This window comes from Sunxiuqinia sp. sy24 (assembly GCF_052677165.1).
In genome coordinates, this window is the sequence record NZ_JBQYLH010000019.1 from 94,302 (window position 1) to 113,159 (window position 18,858).

The following is an 18,858-nucleotide window of genomic DNA, read 5'->3' on the forward strand; positions in this document are numbered from 1 at the left end:
GTTAGTTTTGAATTAGTTTAGTCAGCGTTCTGATCTTGGGTTTAAAGGTATTTTTTTTTATGTTATCTTCGACAAGGACTCGTCCAATGCAATATTTGCTAAATCCCATGGGCTTGATCCGGTTTTCAAACAGGCAATTCGTAAGCATGGATGACCGGGAAAAGCGGTCTTGTTTTACTTCGATTATGGCGAATTCCTCCAACGTGACAATTCGGCTGTCACTTTTAACCTGAAGATTGAAATCGATGGTGCACCGTTCAGTAAGTTGCTTGTCGGCCAGGGTTAGACGCTGAAACTGATTGGCCGATTTGGGAAGTAACTTGTCGGGATTGATGGGGGAGACCCGGCGTATGAATTCTTTTTCCTGTTCATTCAAAGCCGGATGATTTTCCTCTATTGGAAGACGTTGCTTAATGGTTTTTCCTTTGTTGGTTTTTTGTTTGACTTCCAGAAAGCTGGCTTGGGTGTCGACATAGGTTCGCTTGCGAACTTTGTAGCGATTGAGTTTACCGTTGTGGTGGTTACTGTAAAGCAGGTCATCAGCGGTATCAAAATAGTGGGTATGATACTGCTGAAGCCGTTTGGCATTAATTTCCAAAATGAAATAATGAAGCTCTATTTCCTGGAGAATGCTTGGCAGCATTGTTACAGGAACCAAAAATTTTTTATCCGTCCGTTCCATCAATTGAACCTGCTCCAAGTCTTCCAGTCCAATCGTTTCGAAACGTGAAGCATGTTTCGCATTCATCGTTAGCTTACTTTAGTTGAGCGGTTTGGCAATATAATAGAATTCGACTTGAATTACTACAAATTAAACTGATATTGTTTGTTGCATAAAGCGAAATACATCATCAGGCTGATTTATCAACCAGTCGCTAGTTTTATGATTTTCCCAGATAGTACGATTCTTTAAATTAGTTCCTCGGGATTGATATCCTGAAGATCCAGCAAGTTGTTCATAATGGCATATACCGTAAGCCCCGAAATGGATTTGATGCCCAGCTTTTCGGTAATGTTTTTCCGGTGCGAAATGACGGTATGGATGCTGATGAACAGTTTATCAGCAATTTCTTTATTGGCCAGTCCCAATGCAATTAACTTGATGACATCTTTTTCCCGGATGGTCAGCTCACCACTTTCTATCATCGTACTTTTATTCTTGCTGCCCGATTGCCGGATAACCTGAATCAGTGTCTGAATTTGGATGGGTGAAGCATAAAGCGTTAATTGATAGTCGAACATTTCTGCTAAACGTTCCTCTTCGTTTTCCCCATAAATACCAACAAGCGAAACATCATTGTTCTTTTTTAGTAAGTCAATGGCTTCCTGGTTCCTATCTGACTGAGCCTCCAGCATTAAAATCATGGTGCTGTTGCTTATGCCTGAAAAGGAATTGAGGTCTTTGGCGGACGTGAGTTGGGTGATTTCCATCTTGAAATATTCCTGAAGAATAAGAGTCAGTCCTTTTCTGATGATCTCAGAACGATGAACGATGAAGACGTTTTCTTTCATTTTTTCAGTTCTTTTTCATACTCAACAACCTGAGTAATTAAGATGTGGTCTTCAATGCGCGCATGATCATTCAAATCGTTTTCAAACTGAAGCAGCGCGGTTAAAAATTCGTTCATCGCATTGTCTTCGTAATTGGGACTCAAGTGACGAATAATCAGGTTCTCCAAATCGCTCAGTTTAACTTCAACATTGGTGTGCTCATTCTCGATCACTTCCAGGAAAGAGCCCTCGGAGGGTAGCTTTTTATTTTTGTATAAATGGATGATATAAGGAAAAACCTTTTCATCTTCAAGCTTGAGGTGAAGCAGCAGTTCTGTTTTGTATTTCAGGTAAAAAGTGTTGATCATTTTCAGGCTTGAGCAATTGTCTTTGCAGCTCAGCAAAACCTGGTTTAGCAAACGTTCAATCTTCGGAAGTACATAATTGATGTAATATTGGTGGGTGTTTTTCAGATAGTCAATCAGAAGGAGGGGCGAAAAAGATAAAAATTCGGCTTCCGGGAAATAACTATCATCGGTATAGGTGTTGACGATGGCCAGAAAGAAGTCGACATTGATTTGTTTTTCCGTACAAATCTCTCCAATGGTTTTTTCCTTGAATCCGAGCTGAATGCCAAAGCGGTTGATGACCGGCAGCAGGTTGTAGTTTCGGGTAATTAAGGAGGACATCTTATCTTCTTTCCTGAATAATTCCATAGGTATTGTGTTTTATGTATTGTACTATAAACAGCCGTTCGAGTGTTTAGATTAAACTTTTTTTTAAGAATTTGAATAAAATTGCCAATAAGTCAGTTTGTGATTATGAATGTATCTCTAAACCAATCGGTTTTGCCTTTTTCGAAAATCGCCTAATAATCGTGTTCGGCCGGAAGGGGAAATACGATAACATGCGATCAATTGGAGATTCAAACAGCAATTGGTTGAAGATAAAAAGAAGATGATGGGAAACCGTAGCATTCGATTGTTCAACTGTTTTCCATCACCTTCGGGGCTGCTTTTCTGTGAAATGAGCAAAGTCGTGCGATCAACCTCTGAGTAAACCGAGCTTTTACTTTTTGGCAAATGGATCTATGGCTTTGCGACTAAAGTTCTAGCGATAAGGTAGTTTGCTCAGCACGTCGGCTAGCTGATTGATTCCTTCCTTTAGCTTTTTGCCCGCCATCATCTTGATCATCATCCCCATTTCGGCATGCAAGGTCAGCTTCATCTTTGTTTGGTAGGGGCTGACCGGCAACAATTGAATCCAAAAAATGATTTCGATTGGCAGACTACCAGAGCTTTCTATCTTGATGGTTCTGAAAGGCTCTCGGTTGACGATTCGAATTTCAGCCTGCCCCATGCCGCTAATGTTAAAACGGCACGAATCATTGTCCGACTCAAAGTCGGTAACCTTGATTTGCGGAACTTGTTCACTGACCTTTTGCAATAAACTTTCGTTCACGTACTGCGACAGATTTTCAAAGTTCGAAAGAAAATTGAAGATCACTTCTTCATTGTGGTCAACAAATTTAATTTCGCTGGTATATTTACTTAGTGCCATAAATTTTTTATTCAAAAAAAATCCCCGGAATGTAGTCCGGGGAATAACTATAAATTGTTTTATTTCTTATCTACCCCAATTGGCTGGATCTTGACGCCATTGGTTTAACGATTCAACTTGCGATTCTTTAACTTCGCCAGATTCCAACGCCACATCGATCAATGTTTTGTACCGGCTTAAAGTTGTCAGCTCAATTCCTGCTTGCTCAAAGTTTTCTTTAGCAATTGGGAAGTTGTAGGTGAAAATTGCCATCATGCCCAAAATATCGCCACCAAAGTTAGCAATTGCTTCGGCTGCTTTCAGGCTGCTAACTCCTGTTGAAACCAGGTCTTCAATGATAACTACTTTTTGTCCGGCTTTTAGGTCGCCTTCAATCAGGTTTTCCAAACCATGATCTTTTGGTTTCGCACGAACATAGATGAAGGGTAAGCCGAGTTCTTGAGCAACCAACATTCCGTGAGCGATAGCTCCGGTGGCAACTCCGGCAATTACCTCCGCCTCAGGATATTTTTCGCGAATTAGTTTAACAAACTGATCACGGATAAAAGTACGCGCTTCGGGGTGAGATAAAATTTTGCGGTTGTCGCAGTAGATTGGAGCTTTCCATCCTGAAGCCCAGGTAAATGGGCTTGATGGTTGAATTTTTATTGTGTTTATTTGTACGAGTTTTTTCGTAACCTCAACATGAATATCTTGCATAATCAAAAAATGTTTAATCTGTTTTCGGGACAAATGTACAAAGTTTTTTTCAATGAGCACCAGCTGCTTTGGGGAGCTGAAATCAACAATTCACCTAAAGATAACATTATTCAAGCTGTTGAAATTGAGCGATTTGCTGATTTTCGTGAACTTCTTCTAAGTTTAGAAAGAAGCAAACATGTTGTAAAGCTGTTAATTGTCAGTAAACAGCGGTTAGACCTGATGGAAATGTTGGGCGAGAATATGGCCTTAATTCCGGCAGCAGGTGGTCTGGTAACTAAGGCCGAAAGAGATTATTTATTCATCAGACGATTGGATAAATGGGATCTTCCTAAAGGAAAAATTGAAGAGGGGGAGAGTCCGGCAGTGGCCGCTATCCGAGAAGTAGAGGAAGAATGTGGGATCTCGGGGATGACTATTGATAAGAAGCTGTCTTCAACGTTTCATCTGTATCGATCACCTTATCTTCCAACGGAGAATAATTGGGTATTGAAGGAAACACATTGGTTTAAGATGGATTATACAGGCTCTGAACGTTTGGTACCACAAGTGGAAGAGCAAATTCAGGAGGTGCGTTGGGTTTCAAAGACTGACCTTCCAGCGATTTGCCGTGACACTTATGGAAACTTAAAGGATTTGCTTGCGTCTTACTTGGATTGATTGCGAAGCTCGTTTAGTTTTTTTTGCTTCAATAGCTTGAGAAAATGCTGCTCGAAACCATCGAGTGGGTTGGGGGCTGGCGATAGAGCCAGGCGTCCGCTTCGATCTACCAGGTAGGCAATTGGGAAACCCGAGATACGGTATTTGTCTGCCGTCTGTTCATCAATCACATAAAAGGTTCCGGGCCAGTTTTGTTGGCCGATCAAGGCTTTCTTATTTGCTTCATCGGGCATGATCAGGTTCAGAATGTGTAGTTCCTGCTGAAGGGGGGCAGCCAATGTTTTCAGCTGATCCAAATGTTGACGGCAAATGGGATTGGCCACCCGCGTGAAATTCAGATAAACATACTTCCCGGTAAAATCGCTTAACTGGTGCTGCTGCCCGCTGAAATCGGTCATCGAAAAATTAGGCGCCAAACTGCCCTGCTTCAGGTACGTTAATTTGGCTTTCAGGCGGCTGGCGATGTCTTTTTGGCTTTGAGCCCACGAACTTGCCTCAATTTGAGTTAGGAGTCGAAGTAAGCTGCGTTGCGAGAACTTTCCCTGGAAATAAGCATCGTTAATAGATTGGAGGATAACCAGCCGGCTTAGTTCGCTGTTCCATCCATTTTGGGTTATCAGGTAAGCTTCAATGCCTGTTAAGTTTGCTTGAGCCACCAGTCGTTTAAATTCATGGCCCCGGATTTTATTTCCTTCAAAATCAAAATGGTTGGAAAATAGTTGTTTAAATAACTGTGCGCAAGGTGGTATATCTAAATTGGGCTTCTGGTCAATGAAATAGTTTTGGATGAATTCACTCGATTTTCCTTGGTGCAGCGCAAATTGGGCAAAAGCCATCCGGTAAAATTTGTAGCGCTCAAAATAGGCATTGGACGTTTGCGGGAAAGCTTGTTGCAAATGTTTTTCTAAAGAGTCAACAGCGGCTTGCGATTGCTGATGATAGATTTGGTTGAAGTAGCGGCTTTCTTCCTTCAGGTACGCTAGCTCAAATTGTTCAATCTGCCGGTTGAGCTCCTGGGCGTTGCTGTTTTGTATGGCGAAGGCAATTTCGTCAGCCTCAAAAAACGGACTGCGTTTTTGGCTGGCCGGCACCTGCTTTAGCGGAGGTAAAATCAATTCGTAGTGTTCGCCCGGAACCAGATACAGGGAAGCCCGGTAGGCATCAAACGAGGTAAAGACAAAGGTCGTTTCCTGCAAGTTGAAGCTTGACTGAAAACGGCCATCCGAAGCAATCGACAATCGGGTGAGCAATTGCTTCTCTTCGGATATCGGATCTGAGTAGCTGTATAGGTCAATGAGATATCCGCTGTATTCCGGTGCCTTGCCCGACAGCACAACGGTTTGCTGTGCCTGCGAAAGCTGGAAAAAGACAAGGGTGAAAACGAAAAAAAGAAGGAGGTTTTTAAGCTTCATCTTTTTTAAATTCATCCATGTTTAACTTTTTGGGTAAAAACATGCTGGCATCGCCACCATGCAAAATAATGTCGCGTACAATGGAGGAGTTAACCGGCGTATGCTCGGGTTTGGTCAATAGAAAAACTGTTTCAATTTGCGGATGCATTTTTTTGTTGACCTGTGCAATAGCACGCTCGTACTCAAAGTCAGCCGACGTGCGCAAGCCCCTGAGGATGTAGTTGGCGTTTACCTTTTTGCAAAAGTCAACAGTCAGTCCTTCATGGGTTTGTACCTCTACCTTGGCTTCATCGTCAAAAATCTGGTTGATCCATTTCATCCGTTTTTCAATGGGAAAGAAGGATTGCTTGTTGGTGTTATAACCAATCATGATGATGATTTTATCAAACATAGGCAAGGCCCTTCTTACAATACTTTCATGTCCAATTGTAAACGGATCAAACGAACCGGGAAATATGGCGACACGTTTCATAGTTTGCGTGTTTTTATATTTTTAGCGTTCAAATATAACGGTATTTCTTTGCAATTATTCGATAAGCGAAGGCTTATTGCGATTGACTGATCTGAGGGTGGGGGGTAAAACTCAGGAGAGGGACTGTCATTCGGCAATTATTTAGCTCGTTATGGGGCTTTTTTTTGCTCGGGATAAAACGAACTTACGACAGCATGGAGGGCTATCTGATTTTGGGGATTGATTGCTTGCCGTTGACTATTTCAAAGTGCAAAGCGATTGGCCTAACAGTTGAGAGGCAGTGAATGTCATGTTGTTTTTTGAACGTAATAAATGGGAGGCGAGCATGCTTAAAGAAAAAAGGAAACCCTTGAAATTCGGTCCGTTCCCCGGGAAACAATAAACCACGGGGTGAAGTGTTTAAATACGCCATGACAACAACAAAAACATTCCGGTTTCAGAGGGTCTCCTTAATTTCTCCTATGTCTTTCTACGGTCGGTAATCTTTCGTTCTGTTATAACAATAAATGGTAGAAGAAGTTTGATCATTCCTGAAAAACATGTTGTATGGCTTTTAAAAAAGGCAAACCCGACGGAGGGCATGTTCCCTCCCGAAATGGAGTTTCTTTCCATGTTTGAATGCCCTTTTAGCCACAAGGCAAACACGTGATCCAGACTTTTTTCTACAAGCCAGAAAATGGAAATCACTACCGAGTGATTGTTGTCGTGATTTTCAGACCCGGGTGCCGGTTTTTTCAAGTCTTCCAGAGATGATTTGCATCCACTCTATTTGTGTTTAAGGTGTAGCTATTTGAAGGGAGCCGCAAAGGTTTCAACATCACTGTCAGTAATGGGGTTATTGCCCAAAATGATCAGACGTTCAATGACATTTCGAAATTCACGAATATTACCGGTCCAATTAATTTGTTGTAATTTAACCAGGGCCTCATCGGTAATGGTTTTTTCGGGCATACCATATTCGCCGCAAATTTGTTTGATAAAGTGGTTGGCGAGTTCCGGAATATCTTCGTCCCGTTCGTTCAGTGTTGGTACTTGAATCAGAATCACGCTCAGTCGGTGGTACAAGTCTTCGCGAAAGTTGTTATTGTCAATCTCTTCGCTCAGGTTTTTGTTGGTTGCCGCCACCACACGCACATCTACTCTTATGGGTTTATCACCTCCCACACGGGTGATGACGTTTTCTTGCAAGGCACGTAACACCTTGGCCTGGGCAGAGAGGCTCATGTCGCCAATCTCGTCTAAAAAGAGTGTTCCACCCGATGCTTGCTCAAACTTTCCTTTGCGTTGTTTAACGGCCGAAGTAAAGGCTCCTTTTTCATGTCCGAAGAGCTCACTTTCAATCAATTCTGAAGGAATAGCGGCACAGTTGACCTCGATGAACGGGCCGGAAGAACGATTGCTTTGGTCATGTAGTCTACGGGCTACCAGCTCTTTGCCCGTTCCGTTGGCTCCGGTAATGAGCACGCGGGCATCAGTTGTGGCCACCTTATCGGCCATCTCAATGATTCTCGTCATGGCTTTGGATTGCCCGACAATTTCATATTTCTTGTTGACTCTTTTTTTCAACACCTTGGTTTCGGTAATCAGGTTCGATTTGTCCATGGCATTGCGGATGGTGATTAGCAGGCGATTGAGGTCGAGCGGTTTTTCAATGTAGTCAAACGCTCCTTTTTTGATCGATTCTACCGCGGTATCGATATTTCCATGGCCTGAGATCATCACCACGGGTACATCGGGTGCCAGTATTTGGATCTTTTCAAGGACTTCAATGCCATCCATGCCCGGCATTTTGATGTCGCACAAAACAATATCGTATTCATTCTTCCGGATCAGATCAATTCCTTTTTGACCATCTTCAGCCAGGTCGACCTGGTATTTTTCAAACTCCAGAATATCCTTCAGCGTATTTCTGATACTGCGCTCATCGTCGATTACTAATATTTTTGACATGGGTGTGCTTTTTATTTTAGTTCTTTCAAAATTAATCATTAATCCATTCGAACAAAACGCCCTCGCGAAGTGCATAATCGGTTTGGAGGATTTCGCGTATGCCCAGCCGCTGAATGCTCAGTCGAATAAGGATGAGTGCCGGCACAATCATTTCCACGCGCAGCGGTTCCATCCCAATCATTTGATCGCGCTGTGCTTTGGTTGAATAGATGACCTGGTCGGCTATCCGGTTAAAATCATGAAGAGGAATGACTTGTTGTTGACGGGTTTTTACGCCGGGAGGTGTTTCATCCAGTAAGTCAGCCAAGGTGTCGAAGGCGCCTGAGCATCCTATGAGCTGATTCACTGGCTTGGCATCCAGCTGCTCCCAAAGTTCTTCCAAGCCATTCTGAAACCAGCTTTCCACGGCTTCCAACTCATCGGGCTTGATAGGGTCTGAAATGGGGAGTTGCTCTAACACACGGGCCATGCCCAGCGGAAAACTTGCCTTCCAGAAAATTTTATCATTCCGGGGTTCGATAAATTCGTTGCTTCCGCCACCAATATCCATGATAAGGCTGTGGTCGGGAAGCTTGCCTAAGGCCAGTTGGACACCTTCGAATATCAGCTGAGCTTCCCGTTCCCCGGAGATGGTTTCCAGGGTAAGGCCGGTTTCGATAAGCAGGTGTTGGGTGAACTCAGCTTGATTGGTAGCATCGCGTACCGCTGAGGTTGCCAGTGTCAGTGTTTTATCGGCCGAATAGCGGGCGATCGTCTGTTTGTGTGCGTGTAGCGCGGCAGTTGCCCGATCAAAAGCTTCGGGGGGCAGCGTGTTTTGGTTGATACCTCCTTTGCCCAGCTTCACCCCAACTTTTCCTTGGTGTAGAAGGGTATAGCTTTTTCCGGTGATTTCGGCTATCAGCAGGTTGCAGGTATTCGTTCCCAGATCAATTATGGCGAGTTTCATGGTATGACTAAATTATATGCTGGCAAAGATAAAAATTGTGAGTGAAAGGGAGTATCCTTTAGTGGCCGTCTAAACGGAATGGCGACAGCGGGTGCCAGGTAAGGCCCAGGTTGAAGGAACTGTAGTAATAATCCTGCAGGCCGGTTTTGTATTCTATAAAATAGTTGATCTGCGGATTGTTGATGACTAGTCTGCTTTTCAGTTGGATGGGGCGGTCTTCTCCGTACCACTTCCAGCCATTGTAGCCCGATGCTCCCACGCCTAGCTCAAGTTTGCCGTAGTTGAATTGACTTTCCAGCCCCCAGAGGAAGCCTTCATTTTGTTCCAGATCTGATTGATTGGTCTGCCACGTGTAAAAACCGGCCATGGCATTGAGTCGATACTGAAACCGGCCGTAATTCAATAACTGCTTGCCCAGACTGAAATAATGCCAATGAGCAGGCAGGTCGGTTGCCCGCCCATCGTTGATGCTTCCGCTGGTGGTTTTTACAGCATTCACTAGCAGAATGGCTGGCCAAAACGAGCGTTCCTTTATTAATTGGATGTAGGTGCTTAAAATAATGTCTCCCTTGACGCTTGTCCATCCTGGGTCATCCTTATAAAGTTGAAGAATATCCCGCACTTCATTGGTAGTATGGAAATACTCCAATAGGTTCCATTGCAGCTCAAAAGCCATGAAGTTTTGCACCACCGGAAATCGAACGTTGAGCATCAGGCTGTGTCCGTTGTCGCCTCCGCCATCGCGAAAATAGTAATCGGTGGAGAGGCGAAACAGGTTATCAGTACCTACTTTGCCATTCAAAATAGCAGGAATGGGCAGTGCATTGGGGCCAAGAGCTCCCGGAGCAATTAAAATGTTTTTGTAGTCTTTAAGCCCCGGGTAATAGGGAACAAAATTGTTAGTCGATTCCCGTTGGGCCAATAGGCTATTCCAACTGATCATCAGGAGCAAAAGAAGTACAACGGGTTTTGTCATCATGTAAAAATATGGGTTTCCCTTTAGGCATGCAAAAATATGGGGGAGTCATGCTGGGGTTGTGAGAGTCAAGAGCCCGGAATCAAGAACGAAGAATGAAGAGGGGACTTGTCTGTTGGGCCAGCCTTTCTCAAGGAGGTTCTCTTTTTTTCAAAGTGACCCGGGTTAGTCGATGATTGTCAGCTCCGGAATGGGAATGACAAACTTTCCTCCCCATTCGCGTATGTAGCTGTTGTAGGTGATGATCTCTTCTTTCAAATTCCAAGGGAGGATCAATACATAATCTGGTTTTGTTCGCTTGATCTTATCGGGGTGGTTGATGGGGATGTGGCTTCCGGGTAGAAAATTGCCTTGTTTATGGGGATTTCGGTCTACGGTATAGTCGATGAAATCGGTTCTCACCCCACAGTAATTGAGCAGGGTGTTTCCTTTTCCTGGAGCGCCGTATCCAATTACTTGTTTGCCTTTTCGTTTCGCTTCAATCAGGAATTCAAGTATTTTACGCTTGGTTTCTTTTACTTTTTCATTGAACTGATTGTAATAAGTCAGGCTGTCCATGCCTATTTCGTGTTCATGCTTTAAGAGTTCATGTACCGTTTTACAGATGGGTCTGGATTTGTCTCCCTTGTGGCAGGCGTGAATTCTGATTGAGCCGCCATGTGTTTTAAGTTTTTGCACATCGAAAAGGGACAGATTGTAACGGTCGAAAATATTTTTTACCGTTGTGAACGAGAAATAGGAAAAATGTTCATGGTAAATCGTGTCAAACTGATTGTCGGCAATAAGCCGTTCAAGGTGCGGGAATTCCATGGTGATTGCCCCGCCTTCTTTCAGGAAATGTTTCATTCCCCTAACAAAGTCATTGATATCGGGGACGTGAGCCAGGATGTTATTGCCAATGAGCAGGTCGGCCTGTCCGTAAGTCTCAACCAAGTACTGCGCCGTTTGATAGCCAAAAAATTTAATTTCCGTTTTTATGCCCTTTTCTCTCTCTGCGTATTGGGCGATTTCGTAGGATGGGTCAATTCCTAAAACCGGAATTCCTTTGCTTGCAAAGTATTGAAGCAGGTAACCATCATTGCTGGCGATTTCAGCAACCAGCTTATCCGTATTGATCTCAAATCGTTTGATTGCGTAATCAACGTATTTTTTTGCGTGGGCAAGCCAAGTGTCCGAGTAGGAGGAATAGTAGGCGTAGTCCCGATAGATGATCTCCGGGGAGACGACCGGGGGAGCCTGCACTAAAAAACACTTTTCACAAACATAGACTTTGAGCGGGAAGTGAGGCTCCATCTTGTAGAGGTCTTGTTGTCGGATTTTATCCTCGCAAAGCGGTTGCATGCCTAGATCAGTAACAAGGTGACGAAGATGATGTTGGCAGAAGTTACATGTTCCCGATGATTGATTTTTCATGTGGTTCTAATTTATTTTGAATAAATTTTCCCATTTTGGTCTGCCGGGACGCCTGAATAAAAGGCGAAGGAGCACACGAAAAATAGATGTTCTAAAAACAAATGAACAGATGTTATGCTGATGATACGATTGTTTTTGCTTAATAGATTCACGTTTGGAGCTCTTCGGTCTGAATTTATTTTGCAGGGCGCGGCGGTTTCCTTGCCGCCGATTCGTATTGAATAGTTTTACCATAAGCTTTCATTGTTGATGCTTGGGCTTTGCCCTGATGCCAGTCCCTTTTCTCCTTAGATGAGAAAAGGAACCAAAAGAATCAAGGCTGACAATGCTTTTGAACGAAAACGACGGATCAGTCACTCCCCGAAAACCAACTCCTCCCGCTGGTCGTCAAACAGGGTTTTCTTAGCGCGTGCCCGCGCAGATTCCTTTCCTGGTTTTCTATTTCAAAACCCTCGTAGGCCGTTCTTTTCGCCTGTCGGCGAAGTGGGGGAAGCAGGTCTTGCTGGTCATCGATTCGTACCTTCGTACATTCGTGGCCTCGTATTTTTGCTCAACACGAAAGGGAGGTGGTTGTTTTGTTGGTCAATGCGTTATCCCAGCGGTACTTTTCATTTCTTTTCCGATGAAAAGAAACGAAACAAAGAAAAATCTAGAAAATTTCATCCTTCCGCCCGCAATGCTCCCGCTGGCCCGGGCCAAATTTTCGCCCAACGCGCTTTTCGCCTGTCGGCGAAGTGGGGGAAGCAGGTCTTGCTGGTCATCGATTCGCGCGTTCGTACGTTCATAAGCTCGTACGTTCGTACCCGCGCGGATTCCTTCCCTGGTTTACTATTTCAAAACCCTCGTAGGCCGTTCTTTTCGCCTGTTGGCGAAGTGGGGGACTTATCGGTTGTAGGTTGAGTGCGCTTGTTATTTTAGCGCTATGCCCTTCGCCCTATGCTCCCTGCCCTTTGCCCTTTGTCCTTTGTCCTGCTACTCCAAATAATGTTGATACATCAGGCGAACGCCTTCTTCCAGTTCTATTTTATGCTTCCATCCCAAGCTGTGCAGTTTGGAAGGATCGGTTAGCTTGCGAAGGGTTCCGTCGGGTTTGGTGCGGTCAAAGTCAATATTTCCCTGAAAACCGATTGTCTTTTGGATGGTTTCCGCCAGCTGGCTGATGGATATCTCTTTTCCGGTGCCGATGTTGATGTGGGTGTTTCGTACCTCGTCGCCACTTGTTGCTTTGATATCTTCAAAGTCCCGGTTTTCCAACAAGAACACACAGGCGTCGGCCATATCTTCCGACCAGAGGAACTCGCGCATGGGTTTGCCGCTTCCCCATAAATCGAGGGATACGGGTTGTAGTTGAGCTGCTGAAGGCGTGAAGAGTCGTGTTTCCTCTTCAGCATTTGACTGGTGCAAATGGATACCATACTTTTTCAGCAGATAGAGGATGTCTTCATCGGAGGCTGTTCCATCCATCCCTTCCACCGGGCGTTTATTCAGGTCGTCGCGGATGGCATTCCAATTGCGATCTTCCAGGCACTTGGATAAATGAATTTTCCGAACCATAGCGGGCAAGACGTGCGATGTTTCCAGGTTGAAATTGTCATTGGGGCCATACAGGTTGGTAGGCATAACCGAAATGAAGTTCGTCCCATACTGCATGTTGTAGGCTTCACACATTTTGAGTCCGGCAATCTTGGCGATGGCGTAGGGTTCGTTGGTGTATTCCAGTACATCGTTCAACAGGCAGTCTTCGGGCATGGGTTGTGGCGCGTTCTTCGGGTAGATGCACGTGGAGCCAAGAAACAGGAGTTTTTTTACCCTATGCACATACGACTGGTGAATAACGTTGTTCTGTATTTGCAAGTTCTCGTAGATGAACTGACCCCGATAAGTGTTGTTGGCGACAATGCCTCCCACTTTCGCAGCTGCCAGAATTACGTATTCGGGCTTTTCCGATTCAAAGAAATGGGCTACGGCTGTCTGGTCCATCAAGTCCAGTTCTTCCAGTGAGCGTCCAATCAGATTCGTGTAGCCTTTATTCTGAAGGGTTTTCCAGAGGGCAGAACCCACGAGTCCTTTATGACCGGCAACATATATTTTGCTATCTCTTTTCATATTGAATACATTCATTCGGATGATTATATTGGTGAACGAGGGCAAGGACTAAATCCCGGTTTCTTTCCGGCGGACTTTAATGCGCATTGCACCTTTTATGGGTTCTTCAGATAATAGAATCAGGTAACCACCACCACCGGCTCCAGCCAGTTTCCAAGCCAAAGCCTGTGACTTGTAGCTCTCAATCACCTGATTAATTTCCTCGCTAATCATGGCCGGGAACATGCTTGTCTGAGCCTGAAATGAATCCCGGAAAGCTTTGGCAAAAGCAGGTAGATCTTTCTGCATAATGGCTGACCAGGCTTGTTCTGAGGCAGTGGCCAATCGTTTTACATTGTCGGTATTGATGTAGGTTTCTTTTAACAAATCGAGTCCATTGCGGCGGGGCCACAACAGAACCATATAAAGATGGTCTTCGAGCCAGTTCAGAATTTCTTCATCGTTTACCGATTCGAACTGTTTGGGCCAGTAGGCCGCATCGTAGTAATGTCTGACCAGTCCGGGCATGCAAATTCCAATGGCATCCTGAGCTCCTGATATGAGTTCGGACCCGGGATCATTTTCAAACTTAAAGAGGATCTCTGCCAGGCGTTCGGGCTTTTCAAGCGGGAGTGTGTAGGGCCATATTTTCTTGGCCGCATTACGTGTTGAGGTGCTCATGCCACAGCGTTCATTGTATTCAATGATGGGCTCCAGCGAAAGGGTGATGGCCCAGCCGGGATGGTATTTCGAAACATACGGCTGGTCGATCCACGTTCCTGCCAGGTCAATTCGGTAGGGCAGGGTGCAGTTATCCGAAGAGCGGATGGCTGTTGTTGAGCGTGCTGGCAAGCCAGCATCCGGAATTCGTTCCAGTACCTTGAGTTCGATTCCCAATTCGGCACACATCTTTTTCTTGGCAGGAGAGTAGCCATCTTCGTTAACCACAAAGTAGTCGGGCTCCAGGTCTTTTAGTTCCTGTTCGAAGTCCATAATTCCGTTGCCTGAATTGATGAAGGCATCGGTTACGTGGCGGACCGACTTTACCATGTATAGGCGCTCTTGTTCGCTGTTGATGGTATGACGTCCTTTTAAGTCCTCGATGGTTTTATCGGAGCCAATCCCTACGTAGAGATCGCCAAATTGAGAGGCTTCCTTAAAAAATGCGACATGCCCCGAATGCAGCAGGTCGTAACAACCGGATACGAATACCTTTTTTTGCGTAGTATTGTTTTTTTGTAGTTTCTCCATACGTGTTTATTTTTTAGCAATTGGATATTGGGCACTGGGACTGTGAGAGTGTGAGCGCTGGGACTGTGAGAATTTGAGCACTGAGACATTGAGCACCTCATTTATAATATCTCATCTTATCACCGTCTCACCCTCTCATTTTCACCTTGCTACTCGAAGTAATTTAACGTTCGGTAACCTCCGTCGCGCAGCAAAGCATCTTTCTGCATGAGCTTAATATCCGATTGCATCATGTCTTGTACCAATCCGTTGAGGTCATATTCAGGCTTCCAGCCTAAGACCGTTTGGGATTTGGTTGGATCGCCAATCAGCAGATCAACCTCGGTTGGACGGAAATAGGCCGGATCGACAGCCACAACAGCATGAAGGTCCTGCGCAGTGCCCGATTGAATGTCTGTTGCGATTCGGGCTTTGATACCTTCCAGGTATTGTTCGCCTACTTTTTCACAGAATACAGCTTCATCAATGGCCGTGAGGTATCCCTTTTCTGCTTCTCCTTCACCTCGAAAAGTAACTTCCAGCCCAATCTCGGCAACGGCCAGTTTAATAAAGTCGCGAATGGTGGTGGTAATGCCGGTGGCAATCACATAGTCATCGGCTTTTTCTTGTTGCAGTATGAGGTACATGGCTTTGATGTAATCTTTGGCATGCCCCCAGTCGCGTTTAGCCGACAGGTTCCCCAGGTACACCTTGTCTTGCATGCCCAGCGCAATGCGGCTGATCGCTCGCGTGATTTTGCGGGTAACGAAGGTTTCCCCACGAATAGGCGATTCATGATTAAACAGGATCCCGTTGCTGGCGTGCATCTTATACGCTTCACGGTAGTTGACCGTGATCCAATAGGCATACATCTTGGCTACCGCGTAAGGCGAGCGTGGGTAAAACGGTGTGGTTTCCTTTTGCGGAACTTCCTGAACCATGCCATAGAGCTCGCTGGTTGAGGCTTGATAAATTCGTGTTTTCTGGGTGAGCCCCAGCAGACGAACAGCCTCCAGCAGGCGCAGTGTCCCGATACCATCGGCATTGGCGGTGTATTCGGGCGTTTCGAAACTTACGGCTACATGGCTCATGGCTGCCAGATTGTAGATCTCATCGGGCTGCACTTCCTGCACAATGCGCGTTAAGTTCATGCTATCGGTCATATCTCCGTAATGGAGCACCAAATTGCGGTTTTCGACATGCGGATCCTGATACAGGTGGTCGATCCGGTCGGTATTAAACAAGGATGAACGTCGTTTGATGCCATGAACGAGATACCCTTTTTTTAGCAGGTATTCGGCCAGATAGGCTCCGTCTTGTCCGGTGATTCCGGTAATTAAGGCTACTTTTTGTGTCATATTATGTGATGTTGTCAGTTATCAGTTATCAGTTATCAGTTGTCTCGCTCGGCGCAATACTGCGGTTAAATCTTTTTTCTGGATGCTAAGATACACGATTTTAATACTCGAGACTCACGATTTGCTGCTCAAATCAGTTGGCAGTTTCGTTCTGTCTGTATTTAGCCCATGCCCCATGCTCTCTGCCTTTTTCCTCATGTGCTAGTTGATCCAGAACGCCAGCAGCTTGAGCCACAGGTAGGCCAGGATGATGGCGATGAGGAAAATGCCGGTGTGCCCGATCAAGGGCAAGGGTTTCTTCTTATACCGGGCATAGCGGCTATAGATCAGTATGCCGGACAGACTGCCCGAGAGTGCCAGAGCTAACAACATTCCGGTAAAGGCTGCGAGGGTAAAACCTTTTATCAATACAAAAAACAGGGCATGAACCAGCGCCAGCAAAAGCATGGTCATTTTACGGTACAGCGCCAGTTCGTGAAAGACATACATAAAGGCAACTACAAAAGTTATTTGTATAAGGGCGTCCAGTGTGGCATGCAGCCCGGGGATCAATATTCCCTGGGTGCCGCGGGCATGAAGAACGAGCACTGCCGCAGCCAGTAATTTAGCCAGTTGACGAATGTATCGAAACGTCATGTTGGTATCCAGTAGTAAGCCCGAGAAGAAGAGGATTACCATGGCCGCAATAAGCGGGTGTAAGCTGCCAAATCCTTTACCGCTGCTACAAAGTGCTAGCGACAGGTTGATGCCAATGAACATGGAAACACCTCCCATGGTCAAGAGAGGAAGCTTCGGGAAGTTCTTTTCTGGTGCTGCCGTGAGGTTCTTGGCCAGTCCCACCTGGGCAACAGAAGGCTGAACCAAAAATACGCTCACGAAGGCGATACCGAAGCTTAGCCCGGCAAGTACTAATTCGTTCATAGTCGACGTTGAATCGTTTATTTTTTGTCTGATAAGTAGCCAAAACTAGCTTTCACGATGCAAAGAAAAGAGTTTTGTTCTTGCGATACAAGATTATATTCAACAAAAGTGGTGGATCGGTTGTCAGTTGTCAGGTTAAAGTGTCAAGGTTAAAGTTGTCAGTCCTGCAAAATGCTCTGGATGTCAACTTCACAGGATAGATTATTCGTGCGTTCGTGGCGAGCAGAGGGCATGGGGCTCAGAGCATGGGGCAGCCTGTGCCTGTGCCTTACTCTTTGTGTAACTCCGTGCGAGTCCGTTGTTAAATCTTGTTAGGTGATGAAAAGATACTCACGACTCAATTCCGTTACCTTATCGCTATGCTCCACGAACTTTGCTGTCGGTGTATTCTGTTGGTTGAGCTGCGGTCGCTTCCGATCCAATGTCCTTAGATAGACAGAAAACGGTCGGGAGAAAAGGCTTTCCTGTCAGATGATGCAAAAAACAGGTAAAGTCCTGTGCAGGCTTCAGTCCCGGATAAGCTAAGCATGCCACCTTCCATGCCACGGGTCAAATCACTTTTGAAAGGGCCATTAATGTTTTCCGATGAGCTCGTCATATACCATAACTCATCACTGTGTCGTGTTGTTGTGAGTTTTGAGTCATTCAGCCAGCTCAGTTCCAGTTGATCTTGTTGAATGCTTGCACGTAACTTAAACGGAAGGGGCAAGGGGCCTTCGGAGAAATGAAGCATGGATGGATCTTCCAGCTCTCCCTGGCTATCAAAGGCAGCTATATTTGCTTTCAGAAATTGATGGTACCCACTGGAATTTCCAGGCAGCTGATTCCAAATAGGGATAATAACCTGTTGCTGATGTTGCCGGCAAAAGGCATTTACCGCCTTAAAACGTTGCCGGTTTTGTATCTGTCGTTCCGACCAGGAATCTTTCGAATAAGTTGGAGCCGCCCGCACATACGAACGCTCTCCTCGTTTTACCACGACCAACGGTCCCAGTTTTCCTGATATTGATCCCAATAGTCCATCTTCTATTTTTGCCATAGCATCCTCGAATATTAAAAGTTACTACTACGTATATTCAATGTATCTTCTCTGTATAAATATACGGAATATACGCAGAAGTAACGCAGAAGATACCCAGAAAATAGGGAGATGGTATGAATGATTATTCGTTTTGTATCGAGAAAAGATGGTTTTGACTGTTGTGGCTGGCTTTGAGTAGGCGGTAGTTGGGGCTGTAAGTTTCCCTTTTGATGAGGCTAAAGCCTTGGGCGGTGCAGTTCTCCTGTCCCGTTGGCTAAAGCCGAAAGGTAATGGAACTTTAAGCTATAGCGGTTTTCGATCCGCGATTTGGGGGGCTTTTTGACGCTGTCAGGGAACTCTCCCCAAGCCAGCTTCGCAGGCTTTGCCCCTCTCTTCGAAAAGCGAGGGGAGGAGTTGGTGTAATCGGACTGGAGTTTTGGGTCTTTCCGAATGTGTTTCGGAATCCTGCTGCGAATTGGAATTGCTGCGGGGGGGGGCGTGATTGCTTGTTTCTTTTAGCTGATGGACAGGTAGCTGTATTGTTGTCGTAGCAAACGACGGGCAATTAGCCGCTCGTTTTTGTTGCTCTTAAACGATCGGCAGGGAACTCTCCCCAAGCCAGCTTCGCAGGCTTTGCCCCTCTCTTCGAAAAGCGAGGGGAGGA

17 protein-coding genes are annotated in these 18,858 nt (G+C 45.3%); 1 reads left to right on the forward strand and 16 read right to left on the reverse strand.

The window, feature by feature from the left end:
- Window position 1: 1 nt before the first annotated feature.
- The 5 genes from ACUNWA_RS16010 to pyrE form a co-directional block, all read right to left on the reverse strand.
- A complete protein-coding gene (locus ACUNWA_RS16010; protein WP_445592934.1) occupies window positions 2-748 on the reverse strand; it encodes a polyphosphate polymerase domain-containing protein in 747 nt (248 codons plus the stop codon).
- A gap of 161 nt (window positions 749-909) precedes the next feature.
- A complete protein-coding gene (locus tag ACUNWA_RS16015) occupies window positions 910-1,512 on the reverse strand; it encodes a response regulator transcription factor (protein WP_445592935.1) in 603 nt (200 codons plus the stop codon).
- Window positions 1,509-2,207 (reverse strand): hemerythrin domain-containing protein, encoded by a 699-nt coding sequence (locus tag ACUNWA_RS16020; protein WP_445592936.1) that lies wholly within the window; start codon window positions 2,205-2,207, stop codon window positions 1,509-1,511. The genes ACUNWA_RS16015 and ACUNWA_RS16020 overlap by 4 nt, the downstream gene beginning before the upstream one ends.
- 394 nt (window positions 2,208-2,601) lie before the next feature.
- Complete coding sequence (locus ACUNWA_RS16025; protein WP_445592937.1) at window positions 2,602-3,051, reverse strand: hypothetical protein; 450 nt, start codon at window positions 3,049-3,051, stop codon at window positions 2,602-2,604.
- A gap of 66 nt (window positions 3,052-3,117) precedes the next feature.
- On the reverse strand, window positions 3,118-3,750 hold the full coding sequence (gene pyrE / locus ACUNWA_RS16030; protein ID WP_445592938.1) for an orotate phosphoribosyltransferase: 633 nt from the start codon (window positions 3,748-3,750) through the stop codon (window positions 3,118-3,120).
- A 33-nt stretch (window positions 3,751-3,783) separates the two neighbouring features.
- Between pyrE and ACUNWA_RS16035 the strand changes: the two genes are divergently transcribed.
- The gene (locus ACUNWA_RS16035) at window positions 3,784-4,410 is read left to right on the forward strand and encodes an NUDIX hydrolase (protein ID WP_445592939.1); all 627 of its coding nucleotides are present in this window, start codon (window positions 3,784-3,786) and stop codon (window positions 4,408-4,410) included.
- Here ACUNWA_RS16035 and ACUNWA_RS16040 read toward each other — a convergent pair.
- From ACUNWA_RS16040 to ACUNWA_RS16090, 11 genes are all read right to left on the reverse strand, one after another.
- On the reverse strand, window positions 4,398-5,837 hold the full coding sequence (locus ACUNWA_RS16040) for a peroxiredoxin family protein (protein ID WP_445592940.1): 1,440 nt from the start codon (window positions 5,835-5,837) through the stop codon (window positions 4,398-4,400). The genes ACUNWA_RS16035 and ACUNWA_RS16040 overlap by 13 nt on opposite strands.
- Window positions 5,812-6,294, reverse strand: a complete 483-nt coding sequence (gene coaD, locus ACUNWA_RS16045) for a pantetheine-phosphate adenylyltransferase (protein ID WP_445592941.1) — start codon at window positions 6,292-6,294, stop codon at window positions 5,812-5,814. The genes ACUNWA_RS16040 and coaD overlap by 26 nt, the downstream gene beginning before the upstream one ends.
- Before the next feature lie 786 nt (window positions 6,295-7,080).
- The gene (locus ACUNWA_RS16050; protein WP_445592942.1) at window positions 7,081-8,244 is read right to left on the reverse strand and encodes a sigma-54-dependent transcriptional regulator; all 1,164 of its coding nucleotides are present in this window, start codon (window positions 8,242-8,244) and stop codon (window positions 7,081-7,083) included.
- A gap of 31 nt (window positions 8,245-8,275) precedes the next feature.
- Window positions 8,276-9,190 (reverse strand): Ppx/GppA phosphatase family protein, encoded by a 915-nt coding sequence (locus ACUNWA_RS16055; protein ID WP_445592943.1) that lies wholly within the window; start codon window positions 9,188-9,190, stop codon window positions 8,276-8,278.
- A gap of 58 nt (window positions 9,191-9,248) precedes the next feature.
- Window positions 9,249-10,169 carry a hypothetical protein gene (locus ACUNWA_RS16060; protein WP_445592944.1) on the reverse strand — a complete coding sequence of 307 codons (921 nt, stop codon included), beginning with the start codon at window positions 10,167-10,169 and terminating at the stop codon, window positions 9,249-9,251.
- A 162-nt stretch (window positions 10,170-10,331) separates the two neighbouring features.
- Complete coding sequence (locus ACUNWA_RS16065; RefSeq protein WP_445592945.1) at window positions 10,332-11,579, reverse strand: methyltransferase domain-containing protein; 1,248 nt, start codon at window positions 11,577-11,579, stop codon at window positions 10,332-10,334.
- A 972-nt stretch (window positions 11,580-12,551) separates the two neighbouring features.
- Window positions 12,552-13,685: a GDP-L-fucose synthase family protein gene (locus tag ACUNWA_RS16070; RefSeq protein ID WP_445592946.1), complete on the reverse strand. Its 1,134-nt coding sequence runs from the start codon at window positions 13,683-13,685 to the stop codon at window positions 12,552-12,554.
- Between the two features lie 48 nt (window positions 13,686-13,733).
- Entirely contained in the window at window positions 13,734-14,915 is a 1,182-nt protein-coding gene (locus tag ACUNWA_RS16075) for an adenylyltransferase/cytidyltransferase family protein (RefSeq protein WP_445592947.1), read from the reverse strand.
- A 149-nt stretch (window positions 14,916-15,064) separates the two neighbouring features.
- Entirely contained in the window at window positions 15,065-16,252 is a 1,188-nt protein-coding gene (gene gmd, locus ACUNWA_RS16080; protein ID WP_445592948.1) for a GDP-mannose 4,6-dehydratase, read from the reverse strand.
- A 201-nt stretch (window positions 16,253-16,453) separates the two neighbouring features.
- The gene (locus ACUNWA_RS16085) at window positions 16,454-17,173 is read right to left on the reverse strand and encodes a hypothetical protein (protein ID WP_445592949.1); all 720 of its coding nucleotides are present in this window, start codon (window positions 17,171-17,173) and stop codon (window positions 16,454-16,456) included.
- Between the two features lie 427 nt (window positions 17,174-17,600).
- Window positions 17,601-18,212, reverse strand: coding sequence for a hypothetical protein (locus ACUNWA_RS16090; protein ID WP_445592950.1), 612 nt, complete (start codon window positions 18,210-18,212; stop codon window positions 17,601-17,603).
- Between the last annotated feature and the right edge of the window lie 646 nt (window positions 18,213-18,858).